The following is a 25,482-nucleotide window of genomic DNA, read 5'->3' on the forward strand; positions in this document are numbered from 1 at the left end:
GTGGGTTGAAACCAGTGGCCCATTCCGTGCCGCGCCGGCCGCGGTGGATCCGCCCAGTCGCAAGGCTGGGCGTGGGTTGAAACTTGGCGATCTTGCGGGGCATCCCGGTCAGGTCTGCGGATCCGCCCAGTCGCAAGGCTGGGCGTGGGTTGAAACGCCGCCACGCCGGCCGCCTACGACCTGGCGCCGTGATCCGCCCAGTCGCAAGGCTGGGCGTGGGTTGAAACGTCTCGCCCGCGGCCAACCTGGGTGCCGACTGCCGATCCGCCCAGTCGCAAGGCTGGGCGTGGGTTGAAACGCTGGAACCGACCCTGAACACTGAATCGAGCATGGGATCCGCCCAGTCGCAAGGCTGGGCGTGGGTTGAAACATAGTATGGGGTCTCCATCGCCAGCCGGTGTGGGCGATCCGCCCAGTCGCAAGGCTGGGCGTGGGTTGAAACCCGGATGAAACGGTGCAGGTCCAGGCCGTGGCGCGGATCCGCCCAGTCGCAAGGCTGGGCGTGGGTTGAAACTCCATGATGCTCGCGGCCAGGGCTTCGGAGGCCATGATCCGCCCAGTCGCAAGGCTGGGCGTGGGTTGAAACCTGCGGGGAGAAGAAGTGATCCTTGCCATCCAGCCGATCCGCCCAGTCGCAAGGCTGGGCGTGGGTTGAAACGACCAGCTCGACCTGACCCTGGCCGCGGCCAAGGGATCCGCCCAGTCGCAAGGCTGGGCGTGGGTTGAAACTCCGCCGTCAACACGTCCATGTCGGACGGCCTGAAGGATCCGCCCAGTCGCAAGGCTGGGCGTGGGTTGAAACTGATATTCCGCACAGATCACCCGCGCCCCCATTCCGGATCCGCCCAGTCGCAAGGCTGGGCGTGGGTTGAAACTACGCCGTGGCGAGAGGTTGAAACTGCGTGGCGGATCCGCCCAGTCGCAAGGCTGGGCGTGGGTTGAAACGAAATGCCCGGCAACAAATCACCAAACGACTCATGATCCGCCCAGTCGCAAGGCTGGGCGTGGGTTGAAACCGGGCTGCTCCATGTCACAAAAAATAGGGGTATTGGATCCGCCCAGTCGCAAGGCTGGGCGTGGGTTGAAACGCGGTACATCTTTCCTGATCCAGCGAAGGCATCGAGATCCGCCCAGTCGCAAGGCTGGGCGTGGGTTGAAACGAGGCGCAGCCGATCACCATCCTGCCGAACCTGGCGATCCGCCCAGTCGCAAGGCTGGGCGTGGGTTGAAACCCGCTCGGCCAGGATGCCGACCTGGGCGCTGGAGGATCCGCCCAGTCGCAAGGCTGGGCGTGGGTTGAAACAGCACTCAGCGGCAAACGTCGCCGTCAGCAGGAAGATCCGCCCAGTCGCAAGGCTGGGCGTGGGTTGAAACATTGGCAACGGCGCCGACTCTCCAAACGCATCCGGATCCGCCCAGTCGCAAGGCTGGGCGTGGGTTGAAACAACCGGGCTGCGCACCTGTCCATGGGCGAGGCGGTGATCCGCCCAGTCGCAAGGCTGGGCGTGGGTTGAAACAGGCGGTGCGCACGGACCTGGCGCCGACCCGGAAGATCCGCCCAGTCGCAAGGCTGGGCGTGGGTTGAAACGCCGCACCAGGCGTCCCGGTCGTCGACGCGGATGCGGGATCCGCCCAGTCGCAAGGCTGGGCGTGGGTTGAAACTGCACATCTCCGTCGGTGATCGTCGGTAAGCCACAGGATCCGCCCAGTCGCAAGGCTGGGCGTGGGTTGAAACCAGCTGGAAGACGTGAGCGGTGGCACCGGCATCGACGATCCGCCCAGTCGCAAGGCTGGGCGTGGGTTGAAACACCTGCTAATTCAATTAGGTACTAGCACTGAACTGATCCGCCCAGTCGCAAGGCTGGGCGTGGGTTGAAACGGCTGGGTGGTGTTGATGGCCAAGGGCGGGGACTTGATCCGCCCAGTCGCAAGGCTGGGCGTGGGTTGAAACCCCTTTCGACCAAAAAAAGGCCACCGTCCCCCAAGATCCGCCCAGTCGCAAGGCTGGGCGTGGGTTGAAACCCGGCGACCAGCCAGAAAGCGACTCAGGAGCAAATGATCCGCCCAGTCGCAAGGCTGGGCGTGGGTTGAAACATGGTCAGCGCAGCGCCAAGGGTGCGGGCGCGGCGCGATCCGCCCAGTCGCAAGGCTGGGCGTGGGTTGAAACGCCCTGCTGGCGCGGATGGCCCAGGCCGCGCCGGCGATCCGCCCAGTCGCAAGGCTGGGCGTGGGTTGAAACAACGCTACCCGGCGCCACAGCCGGCACGGCGAGAGATCCGCCCAGTCGCAAGGCTGGGCGTGGGTTGAAACTTGCCGCAGGTGGGGCAGGTTCCCTTGCGCAGGTGATCCGCCCAGTCGCAAGGCTGGGCGTGGGTTGAAACTCCAGGTGGCCGCGCTGGTGCATGTCGTTCCAGTGATCCGCCCAGTCGCAAGGCTGGGCGTGGGTTGAAACCGCATTGCCGAGCCGCATCACGATGCGACACCACGATCCGCCCAGTCGCAAGGCTGGGCGTGGGTTGAAACATGCTGCGCTCGGTGGCGGCCGGCATCGGCGTCAGGATCCGCCCAGTCGCAAGGCTGGGCGTGGGTTGAAACACGTCGGGGCGATGGCTCGTGATGGTGCCGGGGTGATCCGCCCAGTCGCAAGGCTGGGCGTGGGTTGAAACCGTGGTGATGGTGGGCAGCCAATTCGACCCCGCCGAGGATCCGCCCAGTCGCAAGGCTGGGCGTGGGTTGAAACGAGTGGCCGGTCAAGATCAGCACTCCGGGCGGAAGATCCGCCCAGTCGCAAGGCTGGGCGTGGGTTGAAACGTCGTCAAGCTGATCCGCGACGACTACGACGAAGCCGATCCGCCCAGTCGCAAGGCTGGGCGTGGGTTGAAACCCACTCAGCCATCCGCCAGTCCTCCGAGATCAACCAGGATCCGCCCAGTCGCAAGGCTGGGCGTGGGTTGAAACGGTCGCCCTATCTGCCGATGGCGTAGTCATGGCAGATCCGCCCAGTCGCAAGGCTGGGCGTGGGTTGAAACAAGAAGCGCATGCTGCACGCCGGCGCCGGGGCGATGATCCGCCCAGTCGCAAGGCTGGGCGTGGGTTGAAACTCCCAGATCCAGTTCTGGCTGGCCACGTTCTTGCGGATCCGCCCAGTCGCAAGGCTGGGCGTGGGTTGAAACGGGCTCTCCACCAGTTCGCACAGCTCCCGCTCTTAATCCGCCCAGTCGCAAGGCTGGGCGTGGGTTGAAACATCGAGCTTGATGACATCCGCACCCCGACGATCACGATCCGCCTAGTCGCAAGGCTGGAGCCGATTCAAGCGGCTAGCGTTTCTTGCCCTGAGGACGTCCAAGTTAACTCGGTTGAGCAGCTGCACTGTCATTCGGAACTAAGGCAGAGTGCCCAATTCGGGGGCGGCGCTGCTTGACGATATTGCGCGCGAGGTTGGAGTGCCGAAGAGAGGTACGCCACCTTCGCAAAGGTTTGGCACCGTGCGTTGCCGACACCGCTATTGCCGCTGCCGCCGTTGCTCAGGCTCGGACAGCACGCGCAACACCACAGTCAGGGGGACGTTGTGGTCGCGCATGAACACATAGCCCTGACCGAATCCCTCCTGCTCGGCAATGGCAATCCCCTGGTCGACGAATGCCGCCGTCTGGTGGTCGGTACGGGGAATGGTCATCGTCACTTTCAACCCTCACGCGCCGGGCGCCATGGGCCTTCCGCACGTCGCAAAAACGCACACTCGCCCCTTTGGCGGCCGGTCGCTCGCCCATGTTGTGGAACTCAATAGGTAATAAATACCACTTTAGTATATATTTATCGTTTTAGCTGGTTTAAATTACACATAATGTGTTTTTATTACATTTGCCAAATACCTCCGGATCCTCAGGGAGAGGAAGGCACCAGGTCGAGGCGGGCGTGCCTTGTCGGTACCGATGGCAGCCGGGGTGAGGCGAGCACGAAATCCAGCATCCATCCGTAGGGGAAACCGCAATGATCAGACCCAACCTTCCGTCCATCTGCCTGTTAGCCGCACTCCTAGTTCCTCTGGCGGGTTGCCAGACGCCGCCGCCCAATAGCGACGCGCAGGCGCGCGAACACGAGGTGCAGACGCGTGACCGCGAGGCACAGGCACATGCTCCGGAGGCGCAAGCACGCGACCGCGAGGTACAGGTGCGTGAGCGCGAGGTGCAGGCGCGCGAACACAAGGCCCAGGTGCGCGAACGCGAACCGGCGCCGCGCGACTTCCACGACGAGGGCGGCGCGATGTTCAGCGACCGCGACGTCGCCGCCATCCGGGATTACTACCGGCAGGGCCACCAGCCGGGCATGACCGCGGGCCGGATCATCAAGTTGCGCCAGGGCGAGGCCTATCCGTTCGGCTACACCTGGGTGTCCCTGCCGCGTGACCTGGAGGCCCGGCTGTCGCCGCTGCCCAAGGGCTACATCCGCGTGCTCGTCGGCACCGACATCGGCATCCTGGACATCCGCACCCGCGTCGTGGTCGACCTGCTGGAGAACCTGGCCGGCTGAACCGGCGCGCCGGCGGCCGATTGAACCCGGCCGCCGGGATCGGAGACAATCGACGACTCCACCCCCGAGTCCAGTCTGCCGATCCATGTCCGAAGCCGAACCGACGTCGCGCGTCCTCAGCGTCGCCGAACTCAACCGCCTGGCCCGCCTCGCCGTCGAACGCGCCCTGCCGGTCGCCTGGATCGGCGGCGAGATATCGAACCTGACCCGCGCCCCGTCCGGGCACTGGTATTTCACCCTGAAGGACAACCAGGCCGCGGTCCGCTGCGCGATGTTCCGCAACCGCAACCAGTTCGTCGACTGGCGCCCGGAAAACGGCATGCAGGTCGAGGTGCGCGCGCAGGCGACCCTGTACGAGGCGCGCGGCGAATTCCAGCTCAGCGTCGAGGCGATGCGCCGGGCCGGGCTGGGCGCCCTGTTCGAGGAATTCCTCCGGATCAAGAACAAGCTGGACAAGGAAGGCCTGTTCGACCCCGGGCGCAAACGTCCGTTGCCGGAACGGCCCGCCGTGGTCGGCGTGGTGACCTCGCCGCGCGCGGCGGCGCTGCACGACGTCCTCACCACTTTGCGAAGCCGGTGGCCGCTCGCCCGGGTGGTCCTCTACCCGACCCTGGTCCAGGGCAGTACGGCCGCGGCCCAGATCGCCGCCGCCATCGCCACCGCCGGGACCCGGGCCGAGTGCGAGGTACTCCTGCTGGTGCGCGGCGGCGGCGGCATAGAGGACCTCTGGTCGTTCAATGACGAGGCGGTGGCGCGCGCCATCGCCGGCTGCCCGGTACCGGTGGTTTCGGGCATCGGCCATGAGACCGATTTCACCATCGCCGACTTTGCCGCCGACCTGCGCGCCCCGACCCCGACCGCGGCGGCCCAGGCCGCCACGCCGGACCGCGCCGAGTGGCAGCGCCGGGTCGACCACTTGGGCAGGACCCTGAACACCGACATGCAACGCCGTCTACACGGTCTCGCGCAGCGCCTCGACGGCGTCGCCCGGCGCCTGCGCCACCCGGCCGCCGGCCTCGCCGCGCAAAGCCGCCAGGTCGCCCAGCTGGCGCACCGCCTGAACCTGGCGAGGGGCGCCACGCTGGCCCGGAAACACCAGGCCCTGGACCGCCTGGCGGTGCGCCTCGCCGCCGCCAGACCCGACCTCGGCCATGGCCGCAGCCGCGTCGCGACGCTCCGCCAGCGCCTCGGCTTTGCGCTCCGCACCGGCCTGGACCGGAACGCCGCGACCGCCGACGCACTGGCCGGCCGGCTCGGCAGCCTCAATCCGCGCGCCGTCCTGGAACGCGGCTACGGCATCGTCCGGGCCGGCGACGGCAGCATCCTGCGCGACCCCGCCGCCGTGGCGCCGGGCGATGCCCTGCAGATCACCCTGGCGCGCGGCGACCTCGCCGCCGTCGCGGCGGAGGCCAAGCGGCGCCACCCGGCTTGACGCCGAAAAATCACGGCAAATCAACTTTCTCCGGCAATATTTGGCTAGAATTTCAAAAAGCCAGAATAATAGCCAAGGACCGATGCCCATATCCCTCCGCCGATTGATGGCCCTGATACCGTTGCTTGTAAGTTTCGGGGCACATGCATTTGGCTTTGGCGAGGTCGCTGTCAGCAGCCATCTGGGCGAGCCGTTGCGGGCCAGCGTGCCGGTCAGCCTCGACGAGGGTACGGCGTTCCTCGACCACTGCGCACGCCTGGTCGGCCCTGCACTCCACCACCCCGACCTCGGCCGCGCCCAAATCGACGTGATCAACCGCGACGGCCGCCATTACGTCACCATCAGCACCGACCGGCCGGTCAACGATCCTGTCCTCGAGTTCACCCTGCGGACCGAAGGCTGTGGCCCGACGATGCAGAAGGACTTCGTCATCCTGCTGTCGCCCAACGACGCCAATGCCACGCCGCCGCACGTCGTCGCGGCGCCGCTCGCGGCCCCGGACACCGGCAGCCGCCGTGCCGAGGCCGCCGCGCCCGTCGGCCGTCGCCGTGCCGTCAGCCCGCCGGCCAAGCCGAGGCACCGCAGTACCGCACAGGCAAGCAAGGCCCCCGTGGCGGCAGCGAGCGTCGCCACGCCGCCGCCCGAGCCACGGATCGTCGCACCGGTCGCCCCCGCAGCGCCGGTCCAGGCCATGCCCGAACCGGCCCCGGAACTGGCGGCGCCCGCGCCGGCGGAGCAGGCCCCGGCCAGCCCGGATGAACCGGCGGTCGAGCCGGCCCCGGCCGCCCCGCGCACCTGGTCGCCGTACCTCTGGCTGCCGGTGGCACTGGTGTTGGCCGCTCTCGTCGCACTCTGGCTGAAGCGGCGCGAACGCCACTATGACTTCCAGAACCGCACCCTGCCGGCCATGCCGAGCAGCCGGCGCGAGCGCCCGCGGCCGGTGGCGTCGCAGGCCGCCGCCCGGACGCAACCCGAACTGACGCCGGCACTGGCGCCGACAGCCGCCACCGCCATGCGTCCGGCCCGGCCCGCCACGGCGCGTCCGGAGCCGCCCGCCGCCATCGAGGTGGGCAAGCCGAACGCGGACGGCATCGAGGCGAAGACCATCCAGCCGAGCGATTTCGGCGTCAACTCGGTGGCCGCGTTCGACCACGTCATGGAACTGGCCGAGGTGATGCTGGCGTTCGGCCGCAGCGGCCAGGCCATCGACGCCCTCCGCCAGCATATCCGCGACAACCCCCGGCAGTCGGTCGACCCCTGGCTCAAGCTGCTCGAGCTGTACCACCAGTCCAACCAGCGCGCCGAGTTCGACGCCCTGGCGGCCGACCTGCACAAGTATTACAACGTCGCCATCGCCGACTGGAGCGATTATGCGGCCAGTCCCGTAGCGGGCCCGCTCAGCCTGGAATCGCTGCCGCACGTGATGGCCCGCCTGTCCACGAACTGGGGCAGCCAGGCCTGCCTCGACTACATCAACCACCTGCTGCTGGACAACCGGGGTGGCCAGCGTCTGGGCTTCGCGCTCGACATCGTGCGCGACATCCTGATGCTCCGGAACGTCCTCCGCGAACTGAACGCGGACGCCGCCTCCGCCGTCTGACCTATCGCCGGTAACCACGTATGTTCGACGAAGTAGCCTCCCGCCTTCTCAGCCAGATCGCCCGCGAACTGTCGGGCTCCGACGTCGTCTTCCCGACCTCGTTCGAGTTGACCCTGCACGTCCAGGCCCTGCTCAAGAACCCGGACACCACGATCGACAAGCTGGCCGAGATGGTCCAGGCCGAGCCGCTGATGAGCACGCGCGTGCTGGCCTATGCCAATTCCGTAGCGGTACGCGGCTCCGGCCCGGAGATCACCGAGCTCAACCGGGCGATCATGCGCATCGGCCTGGACGCGGTGCGCACCATTTCCTACACCCTCTCGGTCGAGCAGCTCATCCGCTCCAAGCACATGCAGCCGCTGCAGCCGATCGCCAACGCGATCTGGGAACACTCGCTGGGGGTCGCCGCGCTGGCCCGGCTGCTGGCGCGCCGCCAGCGCATGAATGCGGAGAAGGCCTTCTTCCTCGGCATCGTCCACGACATCGGCGCCTTCTATCTGCTCTTCCGCTGCAGCCAGGACCCGGTCCTGGCGGCCGACGGCACGGAGCTGGTGCGCCTGGTGTTCCAGTGGCACGACGGCATCGGCCATGCCCTGCTTTCGGCCATGGGCCAGCCCGAAGACGTGCTCACCGCGGTCCAGGACCACGAGGCGCCCACCACGGTGGAAAGCATGAACACCTGGACGGCGATCCTGACCTGCGCCGACTGCCTGGGCCAGCAACTCAGCGACTGGGTGCCCGACGACCTGCGTGCCGCCGGCCAGCGCACGGTGTCCACCAAGGTCATCGACGCCGAGGAACAGGCCGTCATCGTGGCCATGGCCCGGGACGACCTGGCGGCGCTGCACTCGGCGCTATTCTGACAGGCGTTCCGCCAGCCAGGCCGACACCGCCTCGACCAGATCCGGCCGGGTGCTGTCGAAATGCCGGGCACCCTGCCAGCTGCGCAGCCAGGTGATCTGGCGCTTGGCCAGTTGCCGGGTGGCGGCGGCACCGGTCTCGTACAACCCGGCGGCGTCGATCTCCCCCTCCAGGAACTGCCAGGCCTGGCGGTAGCCGACGCTGCGCATGGCCGGCAGGGCGGGATCGAGGGCGTACCCGGCGCGCAGGCGGCGCAGTTCGTCGACCAGGCCGGCCTCCAGCATCATCCGGAAACGCCGGTTGATGCGCTCGTGCAGGACGGCCCGCTCGGGCGGCTGCACGGCCAACTCGATGAGCCGGTAGGGCAACGCCTGGGCCGGCTGGTCGAGCAGTTCCGAGAGCGGTCGCCCGGTCAGCCGGTACACCTCGATGGCGCGCTGGATGCGCTGGCTGTCGTTGGCCTTGATGCGGGCCGCCGCGACGGGATCGAAGCCGGCCAGTTCGGCATGCAGGGCGGGCCAGCCGGACACCGCCGCCCGCGCCTCCAGTTCCGCCCGCAGGTCCGGGTCGGCCTCCGGCAGGGCCGCGCCGAGGCCGTCCTTGAGGGCCTTGAAATAGAGCATGGTGCCGCCGACCAGCAAGGGAATCCGGCCGCGCGCGCCGATCTCCGCCATGAGCGCCAGGGCGTCGCTGCGGAAGCGCCCGGCCGAATAGCGCTCGGTCGGATCGACGACGTCGACCAGGTGGTGCGGGCAGGCCGCCAGCGTGGCCGCGTCCGGCTTGGCGGTGCCGATGTCCATGCCGCGGTAGACCAAGGCCGAGTCGACGCTGATCAACTCGAACGGGAAGCGCCCGGCCAGGGCCACCGCCAGGTCGGTCTTGCCGCTCGCGGTGGGCCCCATCAGGAACACGGCGGGCGGCCGGCCCGCGGCGCCGGTCATAGGTAGGACTTGAATTCCTTGCGCCGGCCCGGCTTCTTTTTCATGATCACCACCCCCTTTACCGCGGACAGGTCGGCGTCGACGGGGATGTTCGGGTAGAGCGGGTTGAGCGGCTTCAGCATCCAGCCGTCGTCGTGCCGCACCAGCTGGCGGAAGATGTACTCGTCGTTCGCCCAGGCGATCACGTAGGAGCCGTCCTTGGCCAGGCCGTTCGGCTCGACCACGATCACCCAGCCCTCCTCGAACTCCGGCAGCATGGAGTCGCCCAGCACCATGAGGGCATAGGGCTCGCCGCCGGCGCAGGCGGACGCCACCAAGTCGTCCTCGATGCTCTGCGGCGCCGGGTTGACCGGCAGCGGAAACGGTTTCTTGTCTGTCATCACTTTCCTCTCATGAACATCCGGTCCAGGTCGGCCAGCGTGAGCTGGAACCAGGTCGGCCGGCCGTGGTTGCATTGATCGGCCCGTTCGGTGCGCTCCATGTCGCGCAGCAGGGCATTCATCTCGGGCAGGCTCAGCCTGCGGTTGGCGCGTACCGCGCCGTGGCAGGCCAGGGTGGCCAGGAGCTCGTCGCGGTGTGCGGTCAGGGCCTCGCTGGCGCCGAAGGCATGGATGTCCTTCAGCACCTCGCGCGCCAGCCGCTCGGCATCCGCCTTGGCCAGCATGGCCGGTAGGGCGCGCACCGCGAGGTGGCTGGGCGACGCGGCGGTGATCTCGAAACCCATCGCCGCGAGCACCTCGCCGTGTTCGGTCGCCGTGGCCATCTCGAGGGCCGTGGCCTGGAACACCACCGGGATCAGGAGCGGCTGGGCGGCCAGGCCCCGTTCGGCCAGGGCGCACTTGAGGCCCTCGTACAGGATACGTTCGTGGGCGGCGTGCATGTCGACCACGACCAGGCCCTGGGCGTTCTCCGCCAGGACGTAGATGCCGCCGACCTGGCCGACCGCGTAGCCGAGGGCCGGCGCGGCGGTGTCCTCGGCCGCCGGGCCGGGCAAGGCCGGTTCGGCCATCGGGACCTCGGCCAAGGCGGCCGCGACCATGCCGTAGTAGGCCTGGGTTTCCCCGGTGCGCAGCGGCATGGCCTGCTGGAAGGCCGGCCGCGCCGGCATGGCGGCTGGCATGACCGGCGGCGTGGCGGCCACGCCCGCCGCCGGGGCCGCCGTCCGGGCGTACCCGAGCGCGCGCTCCAGGGCATGGAAGACGAAGCCGTGCAGCGCCTGGGCCTGGCGGAAGCGCACCTCGGTCTTGGCCGGATGGACGTTGACGTCGACCTGGTCCGGCGGCAGGGTCAGATACAGCACGTAGGCCGGGTGGCGATCGTAATGCAGGATGTCGCGATAGGCCTCGCGCACCGCGTGGCCGAGCAGCTTGTCGCGCACGTAGCGGCCGTTGACGAACAGGTACTGGGCATCGCGCCCGGACCGGCTGTAGGCGGGCAGCCCGGCCAGCCCGGCCAGGCGCAGCTCGCCGGCGGCCTCGTCCAGGCTGCGCGCGGCCGCCTCGAATTCCTCGCCGAGCAGGGCCAGCGCACGCGCCTCGGCATCCTGGCGCGGCAGGCGCCAGACCACCTTGCCGTTGTGGCGCAGTTCGAACACCACCTCGGGGCGGGCCAGCGCGGCCCGGCGCAGCGCCTCCTCGCAGTGGCCATACTCGGTCGCCGGGGTCTTCAGGAACTTGCGCCGGGCCGGGGTGTTGAAGAACAGGTCGCGCACCTCGACCACGCTGCCGCGCCCGAGCGCCGCCGGCTCGACCGCCCCGAGGGCGCCGTCCTGGGCCGCGATGCGCCAGGCGTGTTCCGCCTCGGGCGTGCGGCTGGTCAGGCCCAGGCGGGCAACCGCCGCGATGCTGGCCAGCGCCTCGCCGCGGAACCCCAGGCTGGCCACCGATTCCAGCTCGGCCAGGCTGGCGATCTTGCTGGTGGCGTGGCGGGCGAGCGCCTGCGCCAGGTCGTCGGCGGCGATGCCCTGGCCGTCGTCGGCGACCCGGATCAGGCGGATGCCGCCCTCCTCCAGTTCGACCCGGATCTCGCGGGCACCGGCGTCCAGGCTGTTCTCGACCAGTTCCTTGAGCGCCGAGGCCGGCCGCTCGACGACCTCGCCGGCGGCGATCTGGGAAATCAGCAGGTCGGGTAACAGGCGGATTTTGCGCATAGCGCCATTTTACCCTGGGCCGGCGGGGTACAATCCCGCGATGCCGATCAAGTCTTTCTTCGCACGCCGGGCCGCGCGCAAAGGCATTTTCCAGCGCAAGACGAAGGCCCAGCTGACTTCCCGGGTGGTCATCCGCAAGCCGGTCTCCTGGCAGAACCGGCTGCTCTGGGGCGGCCTGGTCGCCGTGGTCGCGGCCGTCGCCGGCGCGGCCCTCTTCCTGGGCGGCCAGTACAGCGCCGGCTACGACAGTTTCAGCACCGCCCGCAGCATGACCGAACTCAAGCGCGAGAACGCCGAGCTGCGCGCGCGCGCCGCCGAACTCACCAACGCCCTCGAGACGGCCAGCACGCAATTGCATATCGAGCAGGGCGCACACCAGTCCATGGAGGCGCAACTGCTCAAGCTGGAGGACGAGCGCAACCGCCTCAACCGCGACCTGGCCCTGTTCGACAACCTGTTTCCGAGCGCGGAGAACGACGGCCGGCCGAGCATCCGCGGCTTCCGGATCGAGCCGGCCAGCAGCGCCGGCAACCTGGGCACCTGGCGCTACCGCCTGCTCATCATGCGCTCCGGCAAGGTCGGCGGCAGCTTCGTCGGCGAGTTCCAGCTCCAGGTCCGCTACCGCCAGGGCGGCCAGGACCGTGTCGCCCAGACGGCGGACGCCGGAAAGATCAGCGAGGCCCTGGAATTTCAACGCTATCAACGCGTTGAGGGGCAGTTCCAGGCCCCGCCCGGGGCAAAACTGCTTGGCGCGGTGGCCCGTGTGATGGACAATGGCAAGCTCGTCGCGGAGTCGATCTACAGACCCTGACATCGCGAATCGTCCCTAACCCCGACATCGATAGGCATCCCGTCATGTTTGGCAAAAAGACCAGTAGCGGCAACACCGGCAGCATCGACTGCCTGATCGGCGTGAAAACGCGCATCGAAGGCGACGTCCAGTTCGAAGGCGGCCTGCGGGTCGACGGCCAGGTCAAAGGCAACGTCCTGGGCAACCAGAACAGCGTCCTCATCATCAGCGAGCTGGCCCAGTTGGAAGGCGAGGTACGGGCCGCCCAGGCGATCATCAACGGCCGCATCACCGGTACCGTCCGGGTGGCCGACCGCCTGGAACTGCAAGCCAAGGCACGCGTCGTCGGCGACGTCCAATACCGCACCCTGGAAATGCATCCCGGCGCGGTCGTCGAGGGCCGCCTGATCCACCAGGACAACGCCGAGGCCGACTCCGTCGTCAAGCTCGACATCGAGGCCCACAAGGCCAACCGCCAGACCGCCTGACACCCCCGGAGGACTCCCCATGCACGTCATACTCATGTCCGAGGGACAGGGACGCACCGTCAGCTTCGGTTTGGGTGCCCGCCACATCGCCCTGTTCGCCGGCGTGCTGGCGGTCGCCGTCCTGGCGGCGGCCTTCCTGGGCTTCCAGTACGCGGCCGGCGGCGCCCCCGTCCAAACCATCCTGGTCCCCGCCAGCGCAAGCGGCCGGCAGGTCGACCAACTGGCCACCCGGGTCGGCGAGTTGCAGGCCCGCCTGGCGCGCCTGACCGCGATCGGCGAACGGGTCGCCGGCAAGACCGGCGTGCCCCTGCCCGAGGCCGGCGGTCGCGACCCGGGCCGCGGCGGCCCCCTCCTGGCGCCCGAACGGCCGACCACGACGGCGGACCTCGCCGCCCTGCTCGACCGCCTGACCGAGCAGATGGACCTGGCTTCGGACCACCTGCTGGTCCTGGACGCCGAGCTGTTGCTGCGCCAGGCCAGCCAGGGCAAGCTGCCCATGGACCGGCCGGTCGCCGAAAGCAGCTACGTGTCGTCCGTGTTCGGCACCCGCATCGATCCGTTCACCGGCCAGCGCGCCCGCCACGACGGGCTCGACTTCGCCGACAACCTGGGCGCCCCCATCCTGGCCGCCGAGAGCGGCGTCGTACTGACCGCGACCAGCCACCCGCAATTCGGCAACGAGGTCGAGATCGACCACGGCAACGGCCTGGTGACCCGCTACGGCCACACCTCGCGCCTGCTGGTGAAGAAGGGCGACCTGGTCAAACGGGGCCAGAAGATCGCCGAGATGGGCTCGACCGGCCGGTCGACCGGCCCGCACCTGCACTTCGAGGTGCTCCGCAACGGCGTGCCGCAGAACCCGATCGGCTACTTGTCCGGACGTTCCTGAATCGCCTCGTACAGGGAGGGCGTCACCCGCGCCGAGGCCAGATACTCGCGCAGGTGCTTGATTTCCTGCCGGGTGCACACGTTGCTGTGGTGGGGCCGGTGCAGGACGCCCTCGACGCCGTTCAGCACCACCTTGAAACGGGCGCCCTGGATCGGTTCCATTTCCGCCCCCAGGTGATGCAGGAAGGATTCCACCTCGCGCCAGTGTATGTTGGCGCTGATCGGGTCCTGGAAGATCGCGCGGATGAAGTGATCGTGCTTGTGGCTCATGGATACCCCCTCATGGGTAAGCGGATACAGCATACGCCTTCCAAGGTGGGCGGCAATCAGTCTTTCCAGAGCCAGGCGGCAAACAGGGCCAGGAACCAGACGAGGGCGGTGAGGCCGGGCATGCCGGCGCACGGGTAGGCCAACGCCGGCAGGACCGCGGCGGTTGCGAAGAGCAGGGCCCGGAGGCCGCCGTGCCGGTTCAACCGGCGCCGCGCCTCGGCCTGGACGGCGGCCGGGGCACCCGGCCGGGCCCAGACCGGGGCCAGGTGGCCGGCCGCGCCGCTGACCAGGGGAAACAGGAATCCGGGCAGGAACACCGCGAGCGGCGCGGTGTCCGGGCGGCCGGCGGAGACGAGTGCGCAGGCAAAGCCGAACAGCGCCGCGGCCAGGACCGGCTCGCCGCCGTGCAGGCGCACCATCGCCCGGCCGTGCAGGCGCACCCAGGCACGCGCGAGGCGGGCCAGCGGCCAGGCCCAGGCGGCGATGCCCAGCCAGACCGGCACGGCCGCGTCGAATGCCTTGCCCGCCGCCAGCATGAGCGCCCCGGACGCCGCCCAGACCAGGTCGCGGCGCAAGCGTGCCGCGGCGTCCGGGTCCGGCCGTCCGGCCACGGTCGGCATCAGCACCTGCAAGGTGCCGACCGCCGTCAGGCCGACGAAGCCGTACAGGTTGATATGGACGTGAAAGGCCCGCAAGGCCGCGTGCCAGCCTGGCAGCCAGGGGATCAGCGCGGCGGCGGCCAGGCCGAGTGCCAGGCAGGCCATGGCGGCGACGTACCAGGCCAGGCCGGGGTGGGCGGGGCCCAGCGCCGCACGGGCCCGTGCCGTCATCCAGGCCAGCATGGTGGCGGCACCGGCCAGGCCGACGAGCGCGGCGACGGTGACCGCGGCATAGGCCAGCCAGCCGCCGAATACCGCCGCGGCCAGGGCGCCCGCCAGGGCCATCAGCCAGGGCAGGCGGGCCAGCCAGCGGCCGGCGCCGCGGCCGCGCACCAGCACCGGCACGAAGTGCTGCATGGCCGCCGTGATCAGGCTCATCACCGCCAGCGCGAGGACCAGGTGGGCGGCGAACGGCGCCGAGACCGACGCGGCCACCGGCAGGGCCAGTCCGGCCAGCAGCAGGGCCAGGGTGGCGGCAACCAGGAAGACCAGCATCAGATCCGGATGAAGTCGATGACGACGCCGGCCTCGTCCTGGCGCAAATAGCGCACCTGGACGGCGCTGCCGTAGCGCTCGCCCAGCTGCTGCAGCAGTGGGAGCGGGTTGTGGTCGTTGGCGAAGCGCATGCGTTCGCCGGCCCTCAGGGCGTCGAGGGCGCCGAAGATGGCGGCGTGGCGGAAACGCCGGTCGATGCCGCGGGCGTCGAAGGCGTAGATGCCGTCCGGGCGGCTGTGGTCGTGCAGGGCGATGTACATGGCGGACACTCGTAGGCGAAGGGAGCGCCATGGTCCGGCAACCGGGCCGACGTCGCCTTGACCTTAGTCAGGCCGGCAACCCTAAAGGTTTATCCGGACTTGCCGATAGCGTTGTCGAATGCCGTAAGGGGTAGAGAATGACTCATTCGAACGGGCCGGCCGGGCCCCAGCAAACCATCCTGGTGGTCGACGACACGCCGGAGAACCTGACCGTGCTCGGGCAGCTGCTGAAGCCTTCCTATCGCGTCCGGGTCGCCCCGTCCGGCCAGCGCGCGCTCCAGATCGCGGTCACCGACCCGAAGCCCGACCTGGTCCTGCTCGACGTCATGATGCCGGGCATGGACGGCTACGAGGTGATCCGGCAGTTGCGCGACGACCCGGTCACCCAGGACATCCCGGTCATCTTCGTCACCGCCATGGACAGCATCGACGACGAGGAACGCGGCCTCAAGCTGGGCGCGGTCGACTACATCACCAAGCCGATCAAGCCGGCCATCGTGCTCGCCCGGGTCGCCGCCCAGCTGGAGCTGAAACAGGCGCGCGACTGGTTGAAGAACCAGAATTCCTACCTGGAGGCCGAGGTCGAGCGGCGCATGCGCGACAACCAGCTCATCCAGGACATCAGCATCCGCGCGCTCGCCAGCCTGGCCGAGACGCGCGATACCGAGACCGGCAACCATATCCGGCGCACCCAGGCCTATGTCGAGGTGCTGGCCCGCCACCTGAAGCGCCATCCCCGCTTCGCCGGTTTCCTGAACGAGGCGATGATCCGCATGGTGGTGAAGTCGGCCCCCCTGCACGACATCGGCAAGGTCGGCATCCCCGACCACATCCTGCTCAAGCCCGGCCGCCTCACCCCGGAAGAGTTCGAAACCATGAAACGGCATAGCCGCATCGGTGGCGATGCCATCGACCTGGCCATGCGCGGCGAGATGGACGAGCAGGAATACGAGGCCCTGCAAGCCCATTGCCGACTCGGCCACAACGCCCTCGAGGCGGCCGTCGAGGAACTCGAGCAGGTCCCGCTGGGGTTCCTGGCCGTAGCCAAGGACATCGCCCTCTGGCACCACGAGAAGTGGGATGGCAGCGGCTACCCGGACGGCCTCGCCGGCGAGGGCATCCCGGTCGCCCCGCGCCTGATGGCCCTGGCCGACGTATTCGACGCCCTGGTCAGCCGACGTATCTATAAAGAGCCGATGCCGTTCGAGCAGGCGGTGGAACTGATCCGCGACGGCAGCGGCAAGCATTTCGACCCCGACGTGGTGAGCGCCTTCCTGGCCAACCTGGACATCTTCGGACAGATACTCGAACGCTTCGCCGATACCGAAGAGAGCCTGTCGGCCAAGAAACGCGCCATCGGCCTGGCCGACTGAACGGCGCGGCCATGGCCAACCGCCCCGATGCCGCCCCGGCCGCCGACGGCCAACTGCGCGAACTGCTCGAGTCGGTCGGCATCGACGTCTGGGAATACGATCACGCCGGCGACCGGCTGACCCTGCGCGCAGGCGGCCCGGCCGACCCGGACCTGACCCTGCCGGAACATCTCGCGGACTGGCTGGCGCGCGTCCACCCGGACGACCGGGCCGGCGTCGCATCGGCGTTGGCGGGAACCGGCGGCGACGCCACCGTGGACATCGAATACCGGTTCGCCAAGGCGGATGGCAGTTGGCGCTGGCTGCATACCCGGGGCCGGGTCGTCGCCCGCGACGCCGCCGGCCAGCCCTTGCGCAGCCTGGGCGCCAACACCGACGTCAGCGTACGCAAACAGGAGGAGGGGCTGTTCCGCCTGCAGCAGGCCTTCAATACCGTATTGGCGCAGAACGACGATCGCGACCGTCTCGTCGAAGCGGTCCTGGACACGGTCCTCGGGCTCGACGAACTGGACGCCGTGGGCCTCTACTGGCAGCGCCCGGAAGGTGGCTACGCCCTGGCGGCCAGCCGGGGCTTCAGCGAGAATTTCCTGGCCCACTCGTCCGAATACGGGCCCGATTCGCTCGGTGCCCACGCCATCCCGGCCGACCGCCTGACCTGGAGCTGCACCGACGCCTGCGAGTGTTGCACCGACCCGGAGCTGATCCGCCAGCCCCACCTGCGCGACGAGGGGCTGCGCGCCCTGGCGGCCCTGCCGGTCAGCCCGGGCGGCCAGCCGATGGCCAGCCTGTACGTGGCAAGCCGCCACGTCGACCGCCTGAGCGTGCCGGTCGTCCGGTTCCTGGAGGGCCTCGCGGTCCAGTTCGGCCAGGCCCTGGAGCGCCTCCTCGTCTCCGAGGAGGCGGCCCAGGAGCGGTGCAACCTGGACGGCTTCTTCGAGACCATCGACGACTACGTGTTCGTGCTCGACCTGGGCGGCCACATCCTGCACGCCAACCCGGCCCTGCGCGACAGGCTCGGCTACGGCGACGGCCTGATCGGCCGCCACGTCCTCACCCTGCATCCGGAGCGCGCGCACGAGCGCGCCATGCAGATACTCGCCGCGGGCCTGGCCGGCGACGGCGCAACGGGGGGAACCCTGCCCCTGCTCGCCCCGGACGGGCGCGAGATCACGGTCGACACCCGCATCGTGCGCGGCACCTGGAACGGCCGCCCGGCCCTGCTCGGCGTCTCCCGCGACGTCACCGTGCTGGAGCGGACCAAGGCCCAACTGGAGCAGGAGCGCGGCTTCCTGAAGACGCTCGTGCAGACCATCCCGGACCTGGTCTGGCTGAAGGATCCGGACGGCGTCTACCTGGCCTGCAACCCGCGCTTCGAGGCCTTGTACGGCCATGCCGAGGCGGAAATCGTGGGCCGGAACGACGACGACTTCATCGATGCCGGCCAGGCGGAGATGTTCCGCGCCAACGACCGGGCCGCCGTCGCGGCCGGTGGCCCACGCCGCAACGAGGAATGGCTGACCTTCGCGGACAGCGGCTACCGGGGCCTGTTCGACACCACCAAGACGCCGATGTACGACAGCCAGGGCAGACTCATCGGCGTGCTGGGCATCGCCCACGACATCACCGCGGTACGCGCGGCCGAGGCCGCCATGCGCGAAGCCGTCGAACGCCGGCGCCAGCTCATGGACATCTCGCGCGACGGCATCGCCATCTTCAACGAAGAACACCAGGTGGTCGAGGCCAACCAACGCTTCACCGAGATGCTGGGCTACCCCCTGGAGGAGATACTCCAACTGCATACCTGGGACTTCGAGGCCGAACTCTCGGAGGCGGAGGTCAGAGCGGCCTTCTCGGACGTGCCGGCGGTCAACGCCACCTTCGAAACCCGGCACATGCGCAAGGACGGCTCCATCTACGACGCCGAGGTCAGTGCCCGGGGCGCCTGCATCGGCGGCGAGAACGTGATCATCACGGTGAGCCGCGACATCAGCGACCGCAAGGCCAGCGAACAGGCCCTGCGCGAAAGCGAGGAGAAGTTCAGCTCCATCTTCAACCAGGCCGGGGACGGCATGGCGCTGATCGATGCCGAGAGCCTGCGCTTTATCGAATTCAACGAGGTCGCCTGCCGGCTGCTCGGCTACGGCCGGGAGGAATTCGCCCAGCTGGACCTGGTCGACCTGCAGGGGAAGCTGAGCCGCGCCGAGGTTCAGGAAGCCGTGGCCCTGGTGATCGAACAGGGCGGCGGCAGCTTCGAGATCACCCACCGGAGCCGCGACGGCAGCGTGCGCGATATCTGGGCCAGCAACGAAGTGGTACGCCTGGGCGGGCGCAACTGCGTGGTGGCGGTCTGGCACGACATCACCGAGCGCAAGCAGGCCGAGCGGGCCCTGCGCGATTCGGACCGGTTCCTGCGCGAATCCCAGGCCATCGCGCGCATGGGCGGCTGGAAGGGCAATCCGGCCGACGACAGCCTGGTCTGGACCGAAGAGATACCGTATCTGCTCGGGCTGCCGGCAGGCAGCGTGCCCACCGGTTTCGAGGCCTGGCTGGAATACTTCCTGGCCGAGGAACGTGCCCGGGTGCGCGCGGCCTGGTGGCGGGCCCTGAACGACGGCACCCCGTTCACCCTGGAGTGCCGCCTGCGCGACGCCGCCGGCACGCCGTTCTGGGGCGAGTTGCGCTGCAGCGGCCGGGTCAGCGACCCGGGCGGCCAGGTCCACCTCACCGGCACGCTGCAGGACATCAGCGAGCGCAAGCAGGCCGAGGAGCAATTGCGCGCCAGCGAGCAGGCCCTCAGGCAGGCCCAGCGGGTCGCCCGGGTCGGCAGTTGGCAGCTCGACCTGGCCAACGACCGCCTGACCTGGTCGGAGGAGACCTACCGCCTGTTCGGCGTCGCCCCGGGCACGCCGCTCGGCCTGGCCAATTTCACCGAACGGGTCCATCCGGACGACCGCGAGCGCATGGTGGCGGCCTGGACGGCCGCCCTGGCGGGCACGCCCTACGACATCGAACACCGCATCCTGGTCGGCGACGAAACCCGCTGGGTACACGAGCGCGCCGAGATCTTCCCGGATGCCGACGGCAACCCGGCGCGCGCCGCCGGAACCGTGCAGGACATCAGCGACAAGGTCCTGGCACGTCAGCAACTGACGGCCAGCGAGGAGCGCTACCGCATCCTGGCCGACTATTCGCCGGACTGGCAGTACTGGGTCGATCCCGAAGGCCACTTCGTCTACGTCTCGCCCGGCTGCGAGGCGGTCTGCGGTTATCCCCCGCAGGCGCTGATGGCCGACGCCGAGCTGATGGCCAGCCTGGTGCACGAGGACGACCGCGAGGTCTGGAGCCGGCATCGCCAGGTCATCGGGACCGCCCGCCAGGGCGCGCCGCACGCCCGCATGGAGTTCCGCATCCGCGCCCGCGACGGCGCCATCCATTGGATCGAACACGTCTGCCAGCCCGCCATCACCCAGGGTGGCCAGTTCCGCGGCCGGCGCGGCGTGAACCGCGACATCACGGCGCGCAAGGAGGCCGAGCTCGAACTGGAGCGGCACCGCCAACACCTCGAGGAGGTGGTCGCCGACCGGACCGCGGAACTGGCCGCGGCCAAGCTGGTGGCGGAGAACGCCAACCGCACCAAGAGCTCCTTCCTGGCCAACATGAGCCACGAGATCCGTACCCCGATGAACGCCATCATCGGGCTCGCCCACCTGTTGCGGCGCAGCCGGGTCGACGACCATCAGGCCGCCCAACTGGACAAGATCGCCGATTCCGCACAACACCTGCTCGGCATCATCAACGAGATCCTGGACATCTCCAAGATCGAGGCCGGCAAGCTGCTCATCGAGATCACCGACTTCGAACTCGAGAAGGTGGTTGCCCACGTCGTCAACCTGGTCGGCGACAAGGCCGCCGCCAAGGGCCTGGAACTGATCACCGACCTCGACAGCCTGCCGGTGATGCTGCGCGGCGATCCCCTGCGCCTCGGCCAGGTGCTGCTCAACTTCGCCAGCAACGCGATCAAGTTCACCGAGCATGGTTCGGTCCGCATCGTCTGCCGCCAGGTCGCCGAATCCGGGGATACCCTGCGGGTGCGCTTCGAAGTCATCGACACCGGCATCGGCATCACGCCCGAGCAGCGCGAGCGCCTGTTCCAGCCCTTCGAGCAGGCCGACAGTTCGACGACGCGGCGGTTCGGCGGCACCGGTCTCGGCCTGGTGATCAGCAAACGCCTGACCGAACTGATGGACGGCGAGATCGGGGTCGACAGCCAGGCGGGCGCCGGCAGCCGCTTCTGGCTGGAGGTGCCCTTGGCGCGCTCGCACGCCAAGCCGCCCAGGCCCATCGTCCGGGCCGGCCTCAAGGGCCGCCGGGCCCTGGTGGTCGACGACCTCGACGCCGCCCGCGAGGTGACCGGTGCAACCCTCGTCCGCCTGGGCTTGGAGGTCGCCTCCGTCGGCGCCGGCGAACAGGCCCTGGCCGCGGTACAGGAAGCCGAGGCGGCGGGCAGGCCGTTCGCGGTCGTGATCATGGACTGGTACATGCCGGGCATGGATGGCCTGGAGACCGCGCAGCGCCTGAAGCAGTTGCCGTTGCAGGCGCCGCCGGTGCGTGTCCTCCTCACCGCCTACGGCCACCGGGTGTCGCGGCGCGACCTCGAACAGGCCGGCATCGACGCCTTCCTGTCCAAGCCGGTCACGCCGTCCGACATGTACGACGTCCTGACCGAGCTGTTCAGCGGCCGCCAGCGCAAACCGGAGCACCTGCATCCGCCCAGTTCCGGGGCGCTGTCGAGCCGGCGCGGCGCCCGCCTCCTGCTGGTCGAGGACAACGCCATCAACCGCGACGTCGCCCTGGCCCTGCTGCGCGATGTCGGGCTCGACGCCGACGAGGCGGAGAACGGCCGGATCGCCGTCGACCTGGCCCGCCTCAACCACTACGACCTGATCCTCATGGACGTGCAGATGCCGATCATGGATGGCATCGAGGCGAGCCGTACCATCCTGGCCATGCCCAGCTATGCCGACGTGCCGATCCTGGCGATGACCGCAAATGCCTTCGAGGAGGACCGCCAGGCCTGCCTGGACGCCGGCATGCGCGACCACGTCGCGAAGCCGGTCGATCCCGACGTCCTCTACTCGGCCCTGGTCAAATGGCTGCCCGACCTGTCCGGCGGCAGCCGTCCGGCCGCACGGGTCGAGGGCGACCTGCACGCCATCCTGACCACCCTGCCGGGCCTCGATCCCGAGGCCGGGCTCAAGCGCCTGCGCGGCAACCTGGACAAGTATGTCGAACTGCTCAGCCGTTTCGTCGAGTCGCACGAGCACGACATGACGGACCTGCTGCAGCGTTGCCAGGCCGGCGACCGCGACGGCGGCCGCCTGATCGCCCACACCTTGAAAGGTGCCGCCGGCACGCTCGGCCTGAACGAGGTGCGCGACCTGGCGACCGACCTCGACATGGCTTTCCGCAACGGCGCCGATGACGTCGCGGTGACCGACCTGGCCGGCCGCCTGGCGGCCGCCCAGGCCCGCTTTGCCGGCGCCCTGCGCGGCCTCCCGGTCCGCGGCGCGGTAGCGGCCGCGACGGCGGTCGACTGGCCGGCCGCCGCGGCCGCCGTGGCGCGCCTGCGCCTCCTTCTGGTCGGCGACGACATCGGGGCCCAGGACGCCTTCCGCGCCGCGTTGCCGATGCTCGAAACGACGTTGCCCAAGGTGGTGCCGACATTGCGCCGCCAGATCGAGGCATTCGACTTCGCCCAGGCCGTCGCTCTGCTCGACGAGGCCGTCGCCGGGTGTCCGCGACTGGCCGAGCACGACCGGCCATGAACGGCGACATACCGGCCTTCTTCCGTTGCCGGCTGTGGTGGTTCATCCCGTTGCTGGTCTGGGCCGGGATGACGGCGCTGTCCCTGCACGCCAACCTCGACGACCAGCGCCGGCATGGCTTCGAGGTCGCCACCGAAGGCATCCGCCACGTCTTCCGGATGGTGGTCCTGACCCGGGCCTGGAACGCCGACCACCAGGGCGTCTACGTCCCGGTCACCGACACGGTGCAGCCCAACCCCTACCTGAAGCACCGGCTGCGCGACCTGACGACGGAGCAAGGCGTTCGCCTGACCATGATCAACCCGGCCTACATGACGCGCCAGCTGTCCGAGATGGCCAAGGCCGAAGGCGAGGTCGCCTTCCACATCACCAGCCGGAAGCCCTTGCGCCCGGCCAACGCGCCGGACGACTGGGAACGCCAGGCCCTGGATGCCTTCGAACGGGGCCTGAAGGAACGCATCGAACTGGTCGGTACCGGCGGCGGCCGTCTCCTCCGCTACATGGCCCCCTTGCCGTCACCCCGGCCTGCCTGCCGTGCCACGCCGACCAGGGCTACAAGGTCGGCGACGTGCGCGGCGGCATCAGCGTCAGCCTGCCCTATGCGCCGGTCGAAGCCAGCCTGGCACCCACGCTGCACCGGGAAACCGTCAGTCATCTCGCGGTCTTCCTGGTCGTCGCCCTATTCGCCTGGCTGTTGCTCGAATTGCTGCGCCGGCGCTGGTTGGAGCTCACCCAGCACATCGGCGACCTGGAAACGGCGCGCACCGAACTGCAGGCGAGCAACCGGGCCTTGAGCCAGGCGCGCGACGATGCCGAAGCCGCCAGCCAGGCCAAGACGGCTTTCCTGACGACCATGAGCCATGAGGTGCGCACGCCCCTCAACGCAATCCTCGGGATGGCCGCCCTGCTGCGTGGCAGCCGGCTCGACGCCAACCAGCAGGCCCATGTCGAGGCCTTGCATCGGGCCGGAACGAATCTGCTCGGCCTGCTCACCGAGGTACTCGATTTCACCCGCCTGGAAGTCCGGCCGCCGGACGAGATGAACGTGGTGTTCGACCCCGCCCGCCTGCTGCGCGAGATCGCCCTGCGCCAGCGCGCGGCGGCCTCGGCCAAGGGCTTGCGCCTGGAAGTGGCCGACCACCTGGGCACCCCCTGCGCCTGGTGGGCACTCCGAACCGCATCCGCCACATACTCGGCAAGCTGGTCGACAACGCCATCAAGTTCACCGACCAGGGCCGGATCGGCCTCGGCCTGGAAGCCAGGCCGAGCGCCGACGGCCGGGTTCACCTGCGCCTGGCGGTGGCCGACACCGGCATCGGCATGGGCCCGGAAACGCAGGCCAGGCTGTTCCATCCGTTCGAGATCGCCGACGCGACGACCCAGCGCCGCCATGCCGGCATCGGCCTCGGCCTCGCCTTCAGCAAACGCCTGGCGGAAGGCATGGGCGGCCATATCGAGGTGGCCAGCGAGGCGGGCGTGGGCAGCACTTTCACCCTATGCCTCGACCTGGTACGCGCCGACGACGCCAGCGACCCCGACGGCCCCGGCGCCGCCGATGCCGACATCGGTCGCCTGGTCGCCCTGCTCGAACAGGACGACATCGAGGCGATCGAGGCCTATGCCGAGTTGAGCCCGGCGCTGCGCGGCCGGATGGGCGAGCGTTACGCCGACCTGGAACGGGCCATGGCCAACTTCGACTTCAGCGCCGCCGCCCTGCTGCTCCGGGAATGGCAGCACCCGGCGGGCTGAGCCAGGCGCCGGCCGCCGCCGTTCGCCGCACCCCTCAGGGCTTGCGGGCGACCACCTGGACCACCGCGCCGAGGCCGAAATGGCCCTGGCCCTCGCGCACCTCCCGGCGTAGTTCGACGGCGTGCTCGAACTCCAGGCCGGACAACTCCTCCGCCAGGGTGGCCAGGTCCATCATCATCGCGGCGTGCGGCGGTCCACCGGTGCCGTGGTCGAGCTGTGCCGGCGTATAGGCCTCCAGCACCAGCACGCCGCCGGGCCGCAACGCCCGTACCACGCCGGCGTGGACCCGGCGGCGCAGGTCGGGCGGCAGGTGGCAGAAGATCGACACCACCGCGTCCCATTCCGCGCTGCCGAGGTCGGCCTGGGCGAGGTCGACCTGGCGGGTCTCGATCTCGACGCCGGCCTGTTCGGCCAGCCGGTGCGCCTTGGCCAGGCCGACGGCGGAGGCGTCCAGGCCGGTGACCCGGAACCCCTGCCCGGCCAACCAGACCCCGTTGCGCCCCTCGCCCTCGCCCAGGCAGAGCACCCGTCCGCCCGTGCGCAGGCGGCCGACGCTGGCGACCAGGAAGTCGTTCGGCGCGGTGCCGTAGACGTACTCCTCGCGATCGTAACGTTGGTCCCACATGGTCAGCCGTTGCAGCGTACGTAGAGCTTGCGCGCCTTGAAGTCGAGCAGGCCCGAGGTCGAGGTCGGCACGTCCGGCAGGCCGCCGGTCGGCATGGCGTCGGCCGACGCCGGCAACTCGCCGCCTTCGACGTTGAGTATGGTGTAGCCGTAGCCGCGGCAGACCTCGCCCGCCTTCTCCAGGCAATGGCCCATGTTGAGCAGGGGCCCGCTGCAGCTGATCACGTGGGTCATCCAGCCGTCCGCCCGCCGGACGTCGCGGGAACCGGCGCAGCCCGCCAGGAGGGCGAGCGCCGGGAGCAGGATCAACAGCCGCTTGGCCATGGGCGCTCAGCCCGCGAGGAACGGATAGTCGGTGTAGCCCTTCTCCTCGCCGGTGTAGAACGTCGCGAAGTCGATGGGGTTGAACGGGGTACCGCGCCGGAACCGCTCGACCAGGTCCGGGTTGGCGATCAGCAGGCGGCCGAAGGCGATGGCGTCCGCCGCACCGGACTCGACGGCGGCCATGGCGGCGCTGTAGCCGTAGCCGTTGTTGCGGATCAGATTGC

At 69.4% G+C, this 25,482-nt stretch carries 20 protein-coding genes, 2 pseudogenes and 1 CRISPR repeat array; of the genes and pseudogenes, 12 read left to right on the forward strand and 10 right to left on the reverse strand.

The genetic code is table 11. The features are described from left to right. Positions 1 to 46: 46 nt before the first annotated feature. Positions 47 to 3,244: a CRISPR direct-repeat array (repeat unit 37 nt; unit sequence GATCCGCCCAGTCGCAAGGCTGGGCGTGGGTTGAAAC). Between the two features lie 258 nt (positions 3,245 to 3,502). Then, positions 3,503 to 3,676 carry a hypothetical protein gene (locus tag EZJ19_RS15935; protein WP_165873581.1) on the reverse strand — a complete coding sequence of 58 codons (174 nt, stop codon included), beginning with the start codon at positions 3,674 to 3,676 and terminating at the stop codon, positions 3,503 to 3,505. Positions 3,677 to 4,101: 425 nt separating this feature from the next. Between EZJ19_RS15935 and EZJ19_RS13705 the strand changes: the two genes are divergently transcribed. The 4 genes from EZJ19_RS13705 to EZJ19_RS13720 all read left to right on the forward strand — a co-directional run bounded on the left by EZJ19_RS13705 (position 4,102) and on the right by EZJ19_RS13720 (position 8,425). Continuing rightward, a complete protein-coding gene (locus EZJ19_RS13705; RefSeq protein WP_131448529.1) occupies positions 4,102 to 4,530 on the forward strand; it encodes a hypothetical protein in 429 nt (142 codons plus the stop codon). Positions 4,531 to 4,615: 85 nt separating this feature from the next. Next, positions 4,616 to 5,962 (forward strand): exodeoxyribonuclease VII large subunit, encoded by a 1,347-nt coding sequence (gene xseA / locus EZJ19_RS13710; protein WP_131448531.1) that lies wholly within the window; start codon positions 4,616 to 4,618, stop codon positions 5,960 to 5,962. An 82-nt stretch (positions 5,963 to 6,044) separates the two neighbouring features. Continuing rightward, a complete protein-coding gene (locus EZJ19_RS13715) occupies positions 6,045 to 7,562 on the forward strand; it encodes a type IV pilus assembly protein FimV (RefSeq protein WP_131448533.1) in 1,518 nt (505 codons plus the stop codon). A gap of 20 nt (positions 7,563 to 7,582) precedes the next feature. Next, the gene (locus EZJ19_RS13720; RefSeq protein ID WP_131448535.1) at positions 7,583 to 8,425 is read left to right on the forward strand and encodes an HDOD domain-containing protein; all 843 of its coding nucleotides are present in this window, start codon (positions 7,583 to 7,585) and stop codon (positions 8,423 to 8,425) included. On the opposite strand, the gene miaA is transcribed toward EZJ19_RS13720, so the two are convergent. Genes miaA through mutL form a run of 3 tightly spaced genes read right to left on the reverse strand, consistent with a single transcriptional unit; the run spans position 8,417 to position 11,513 of the window. Continuing rightward, positions 8,417 to 9,364, reverse strand: a complete 948-nt coding sequence (gene miaA, locus EZJ19_RS13725) for a tRNA (adenosine(37)-N6)-dimethylallyltransferase MiaA (RefSeq protein ID WP_131448537.1) — start codon at positions 9,362 to 9,364, stop codon at positions 8,417 to 8,419. The genes EZJ19_RS13720 and miaA overlap by 9 nt on opposite strands. After that, a complete protein-coding gene (locus EZJ19_RS13730) occupies positions 9,361 to 9,744 on the reverse strand; it encodes a S24 family peptidase (protein ID WP_131448539.1) in 384 nt (127 codons plus the stop codon). Before EZJ19_RS13730 ends, miaA begins: the two co-directional genes overlap by 4 nt. Next, positions 9,744 to 11,513, reverse strand: a complete 1,770-nt coding sequence (mutL, locus tag EZJ19_RS13735) for a DNA mismatch repair endonuclease MutL (protein ID WP_131448541.1) — start codon at positions 11,511 to 11,513, stop codon at positions 9,744 to 9,746. The genes EZJ19_RS13730 and mutL overlap by 1 nt, the downstream gene beginning before the upstream one ends. A gap of 40 nt (positions 11,514 to 11,553) precedes the next feature. On the opposite strand from mutL, the gene EZJ19_RS13740 reads away from it, so the two are divergent. The 3 genes from EZJ19_RS13740 to EZJ19_RS13750 are packed head-to-tail and all read left to right on the forward strand — an operon-like array spanning position 11,554 to position 13,680. Further along, positions 11,554 to 12,324 carry a DUF6776 family protein gene (locus tag EZJ19_RS13740; protein WP_131448543.1) on the forward strand — a complete coding sequence of 257 codons (771 nt, stop codon included), beginning with the start codon at positions 11,554 to 11,556 and terminating at the stop codon, positions 12,322 to 12,324. Positions 12,325 to 12,368: 44 nt separating this feature from the next. Continuing rightward, positions 12,369 to 12,791: a bactofilin family protein gene (locus EZJ19_RS13745; RefSeq protein ID WP_131448545.1), complete on the forward strand. Its 423-nt coding sequence runs from the start codon at positions 12,369 to 12,371 to the stop codon at positions 12,789 to 12,791. A gap of 19 nt (positions 12,792 to 12,810) precedes the next feature. After that, on the forward strand, positions 12,811 to 13,680 hold the full coding sequence (locus EZJ19_RS13750) for a M23 family metallopeptidase (RefSeq protein ID WP_131448547.1): 870 nt from the start codon (positions 12,811 to 12,813) through the stop codon (positions 13,678 to 13,680). On the opposite strand, the gene EZJ19_RS13755 is transcribed toward EZJ19_RS13750, so the two are convergent. Genes EZJ19_RS13755 through EZJ19_RS13765 form a run of 3 tightly spaced genes read right to left on the reverse strand, consistent with a single transcriptional unit; the run spans position 13,659 to position 15,363 of the window. Further along, entirely contained in the window at positions 13,659 to 13,949 is a 291-nt protein-coding gene (locus EZJ19_RS13755; RefSeq protein WP_131448549.1) for a type II toxin-antitoxin system HicA family toxin, read from the reverse strand. The two genes, EZJ19_RS13750 and EZJ19_RS13755, sit on opposite strands and share 22 nt — an antisense overlap. 56 nt (positions 13,950 to 14,005) lie before the next feature. Further along, complete coding sequence (locus EZJ19_RS13760; protein ID WP_131448551.1) at positions 14,006 to 15,103, reverse strand: hypothetical protein; 1,098 nt, start codon at positions 15,101 to 15,103, stop codon at positions 14,006 to 14,008. Then, the gene (locus tag EZJ19_RS13765; protein ID WP_131448553.1) at positions 15,103 to 15,363 is read right to left on the reverse strand and encodes a DUF2249 domain-containing protein; all 261 of its coding nucleotides are present in this window, start codon (positions 15,361 to 15,363) and stop codon (positions 15,103 to 15,105) included. The genes EZJ19_RS13760 and EZJ19_RS13765 overlap by 1 nt, the downstream gene beginning before the upstream one ends. A gap of 137 nt (positions 15,364 to 15,500) precedes the next feature. On the opposite strand from EZJ19_RS13765, the gene EZJ19_RS13770 reads away from it, so the two are divergent. The 5 genes and pseudogenes from EZJ19_RS13770 to EZJ19_RS15945 all read left to right on the forward strand — a co-directional run bounded on the left by EZJ19_RS13770 (position 15,501) and on the right by EZJ19_RS15945 (position 24,310). Next, positions 15,501 to 16,736, forward strand: a complete 1,236-nt coding sequence (locus EZJ19_RS13770) for a response regulator (protein WP_131448555.1) — start codon at positions 15,501 to 15,503, stop codon at positions 16,734 to 16,736. A gap of 11 nt (positions 16,737 to 16,747) precedes the next feature. Further along, a complete protein-coding gene (locus EZJ19_RS13775) occupies positions 16,748 to 22,561 on the forward strand; it encodes a PAS domain S-box protein (RefSeq protein WP_131448557.1) in 5,814 nt (1,937 codons plus the stop codon). Further along, positions 22,558 to 23,355: a c-type heme family protein gene (locus EZJ19_RS13780; protein WP_131448559.1), complete on the forward strand. Its 798-nt coding sequence runs from the start codon at positions 22,558 to 22,560 to the stop codon at positions 23,353 to 23,355. Before EZJ19_RS13775 ends, EZJ19_RS13780 begins: the two co-directional genes overlap by 4 nt. 59 nt (positions 23,356 to 23,414) lie before the next feature. Beyond that, positions 23,415 to 23,522 (forward strand): annotated as a pseudogene (locus EZJ19_RS16820) (histidine kinase dimerization/phospho-acceptor domain-containing protein); the annotation flags it as partial. Between the two features lie 200 nt (positions 23,523 to 23,722). Beyond that, entirely contained in the window at positions 23,723 to 24,310 is a 588-nt protein-coding gene (locus tag EZJ19_RS15945) for an ATP-binding protein (RefSeq protein WP_165873582.1), read from the forward strand. A 34-nt stretch (positions 24,311 to 24,344) separates the two neighbouring features. Here EZJ19_RS15945 and EZJ19_RS13790 read toward each other — a convergent pair whose 3' ends face one another. The 3 genes and pseudogenes from EZJ19_RS13790 to EZJ19_RS13800 all read right to left on the reverse strand — a co-directional run. Then, positions 24,345 to 24,935 carry an SAM-dependent methyltransferase gene (locus EZJ19_RS13790; protein WP_131448564.1) on the reverse strand — a complete coding sequence of 197 codons (591 nt, stop codon included), beginning with the start codon at positions 24,933 to 24,935 and terminating at the stop codon, positions 24,345 to 24,347. A 2-nt stretch (positions 24,936 to 24,937) separates the two neighbouring features. Further along, positions 24,938 to 25,258, reverse strand: coding sequence for a hypothetical protein (locus EZJ19_RS13795; protein WP_131448566.1), 321 nt, complete (start codon positions 25,256 to 25,258; stop codon positions 24,938 to 24,940). A gap of 6 nt (positions 25,259 to 25,264) precedes the next feature. Next, positions 25,265 to 25,482, reverse strand: a pseudogene (locus tag EZJ19_RS13800) (alkene reductase); the annotation flags it as partial.

The organism is Parasulfuritortus cantonensis (assembly GCF_004337445.1).
Classification (GTDB): domain Bacteria; phylum Pseudomonadota; class Gammaproteobacteria; order Burkholderiales; family Thiobacillaceae; genus Parasulfuritortus; species Parasulfuritortus cantonensis.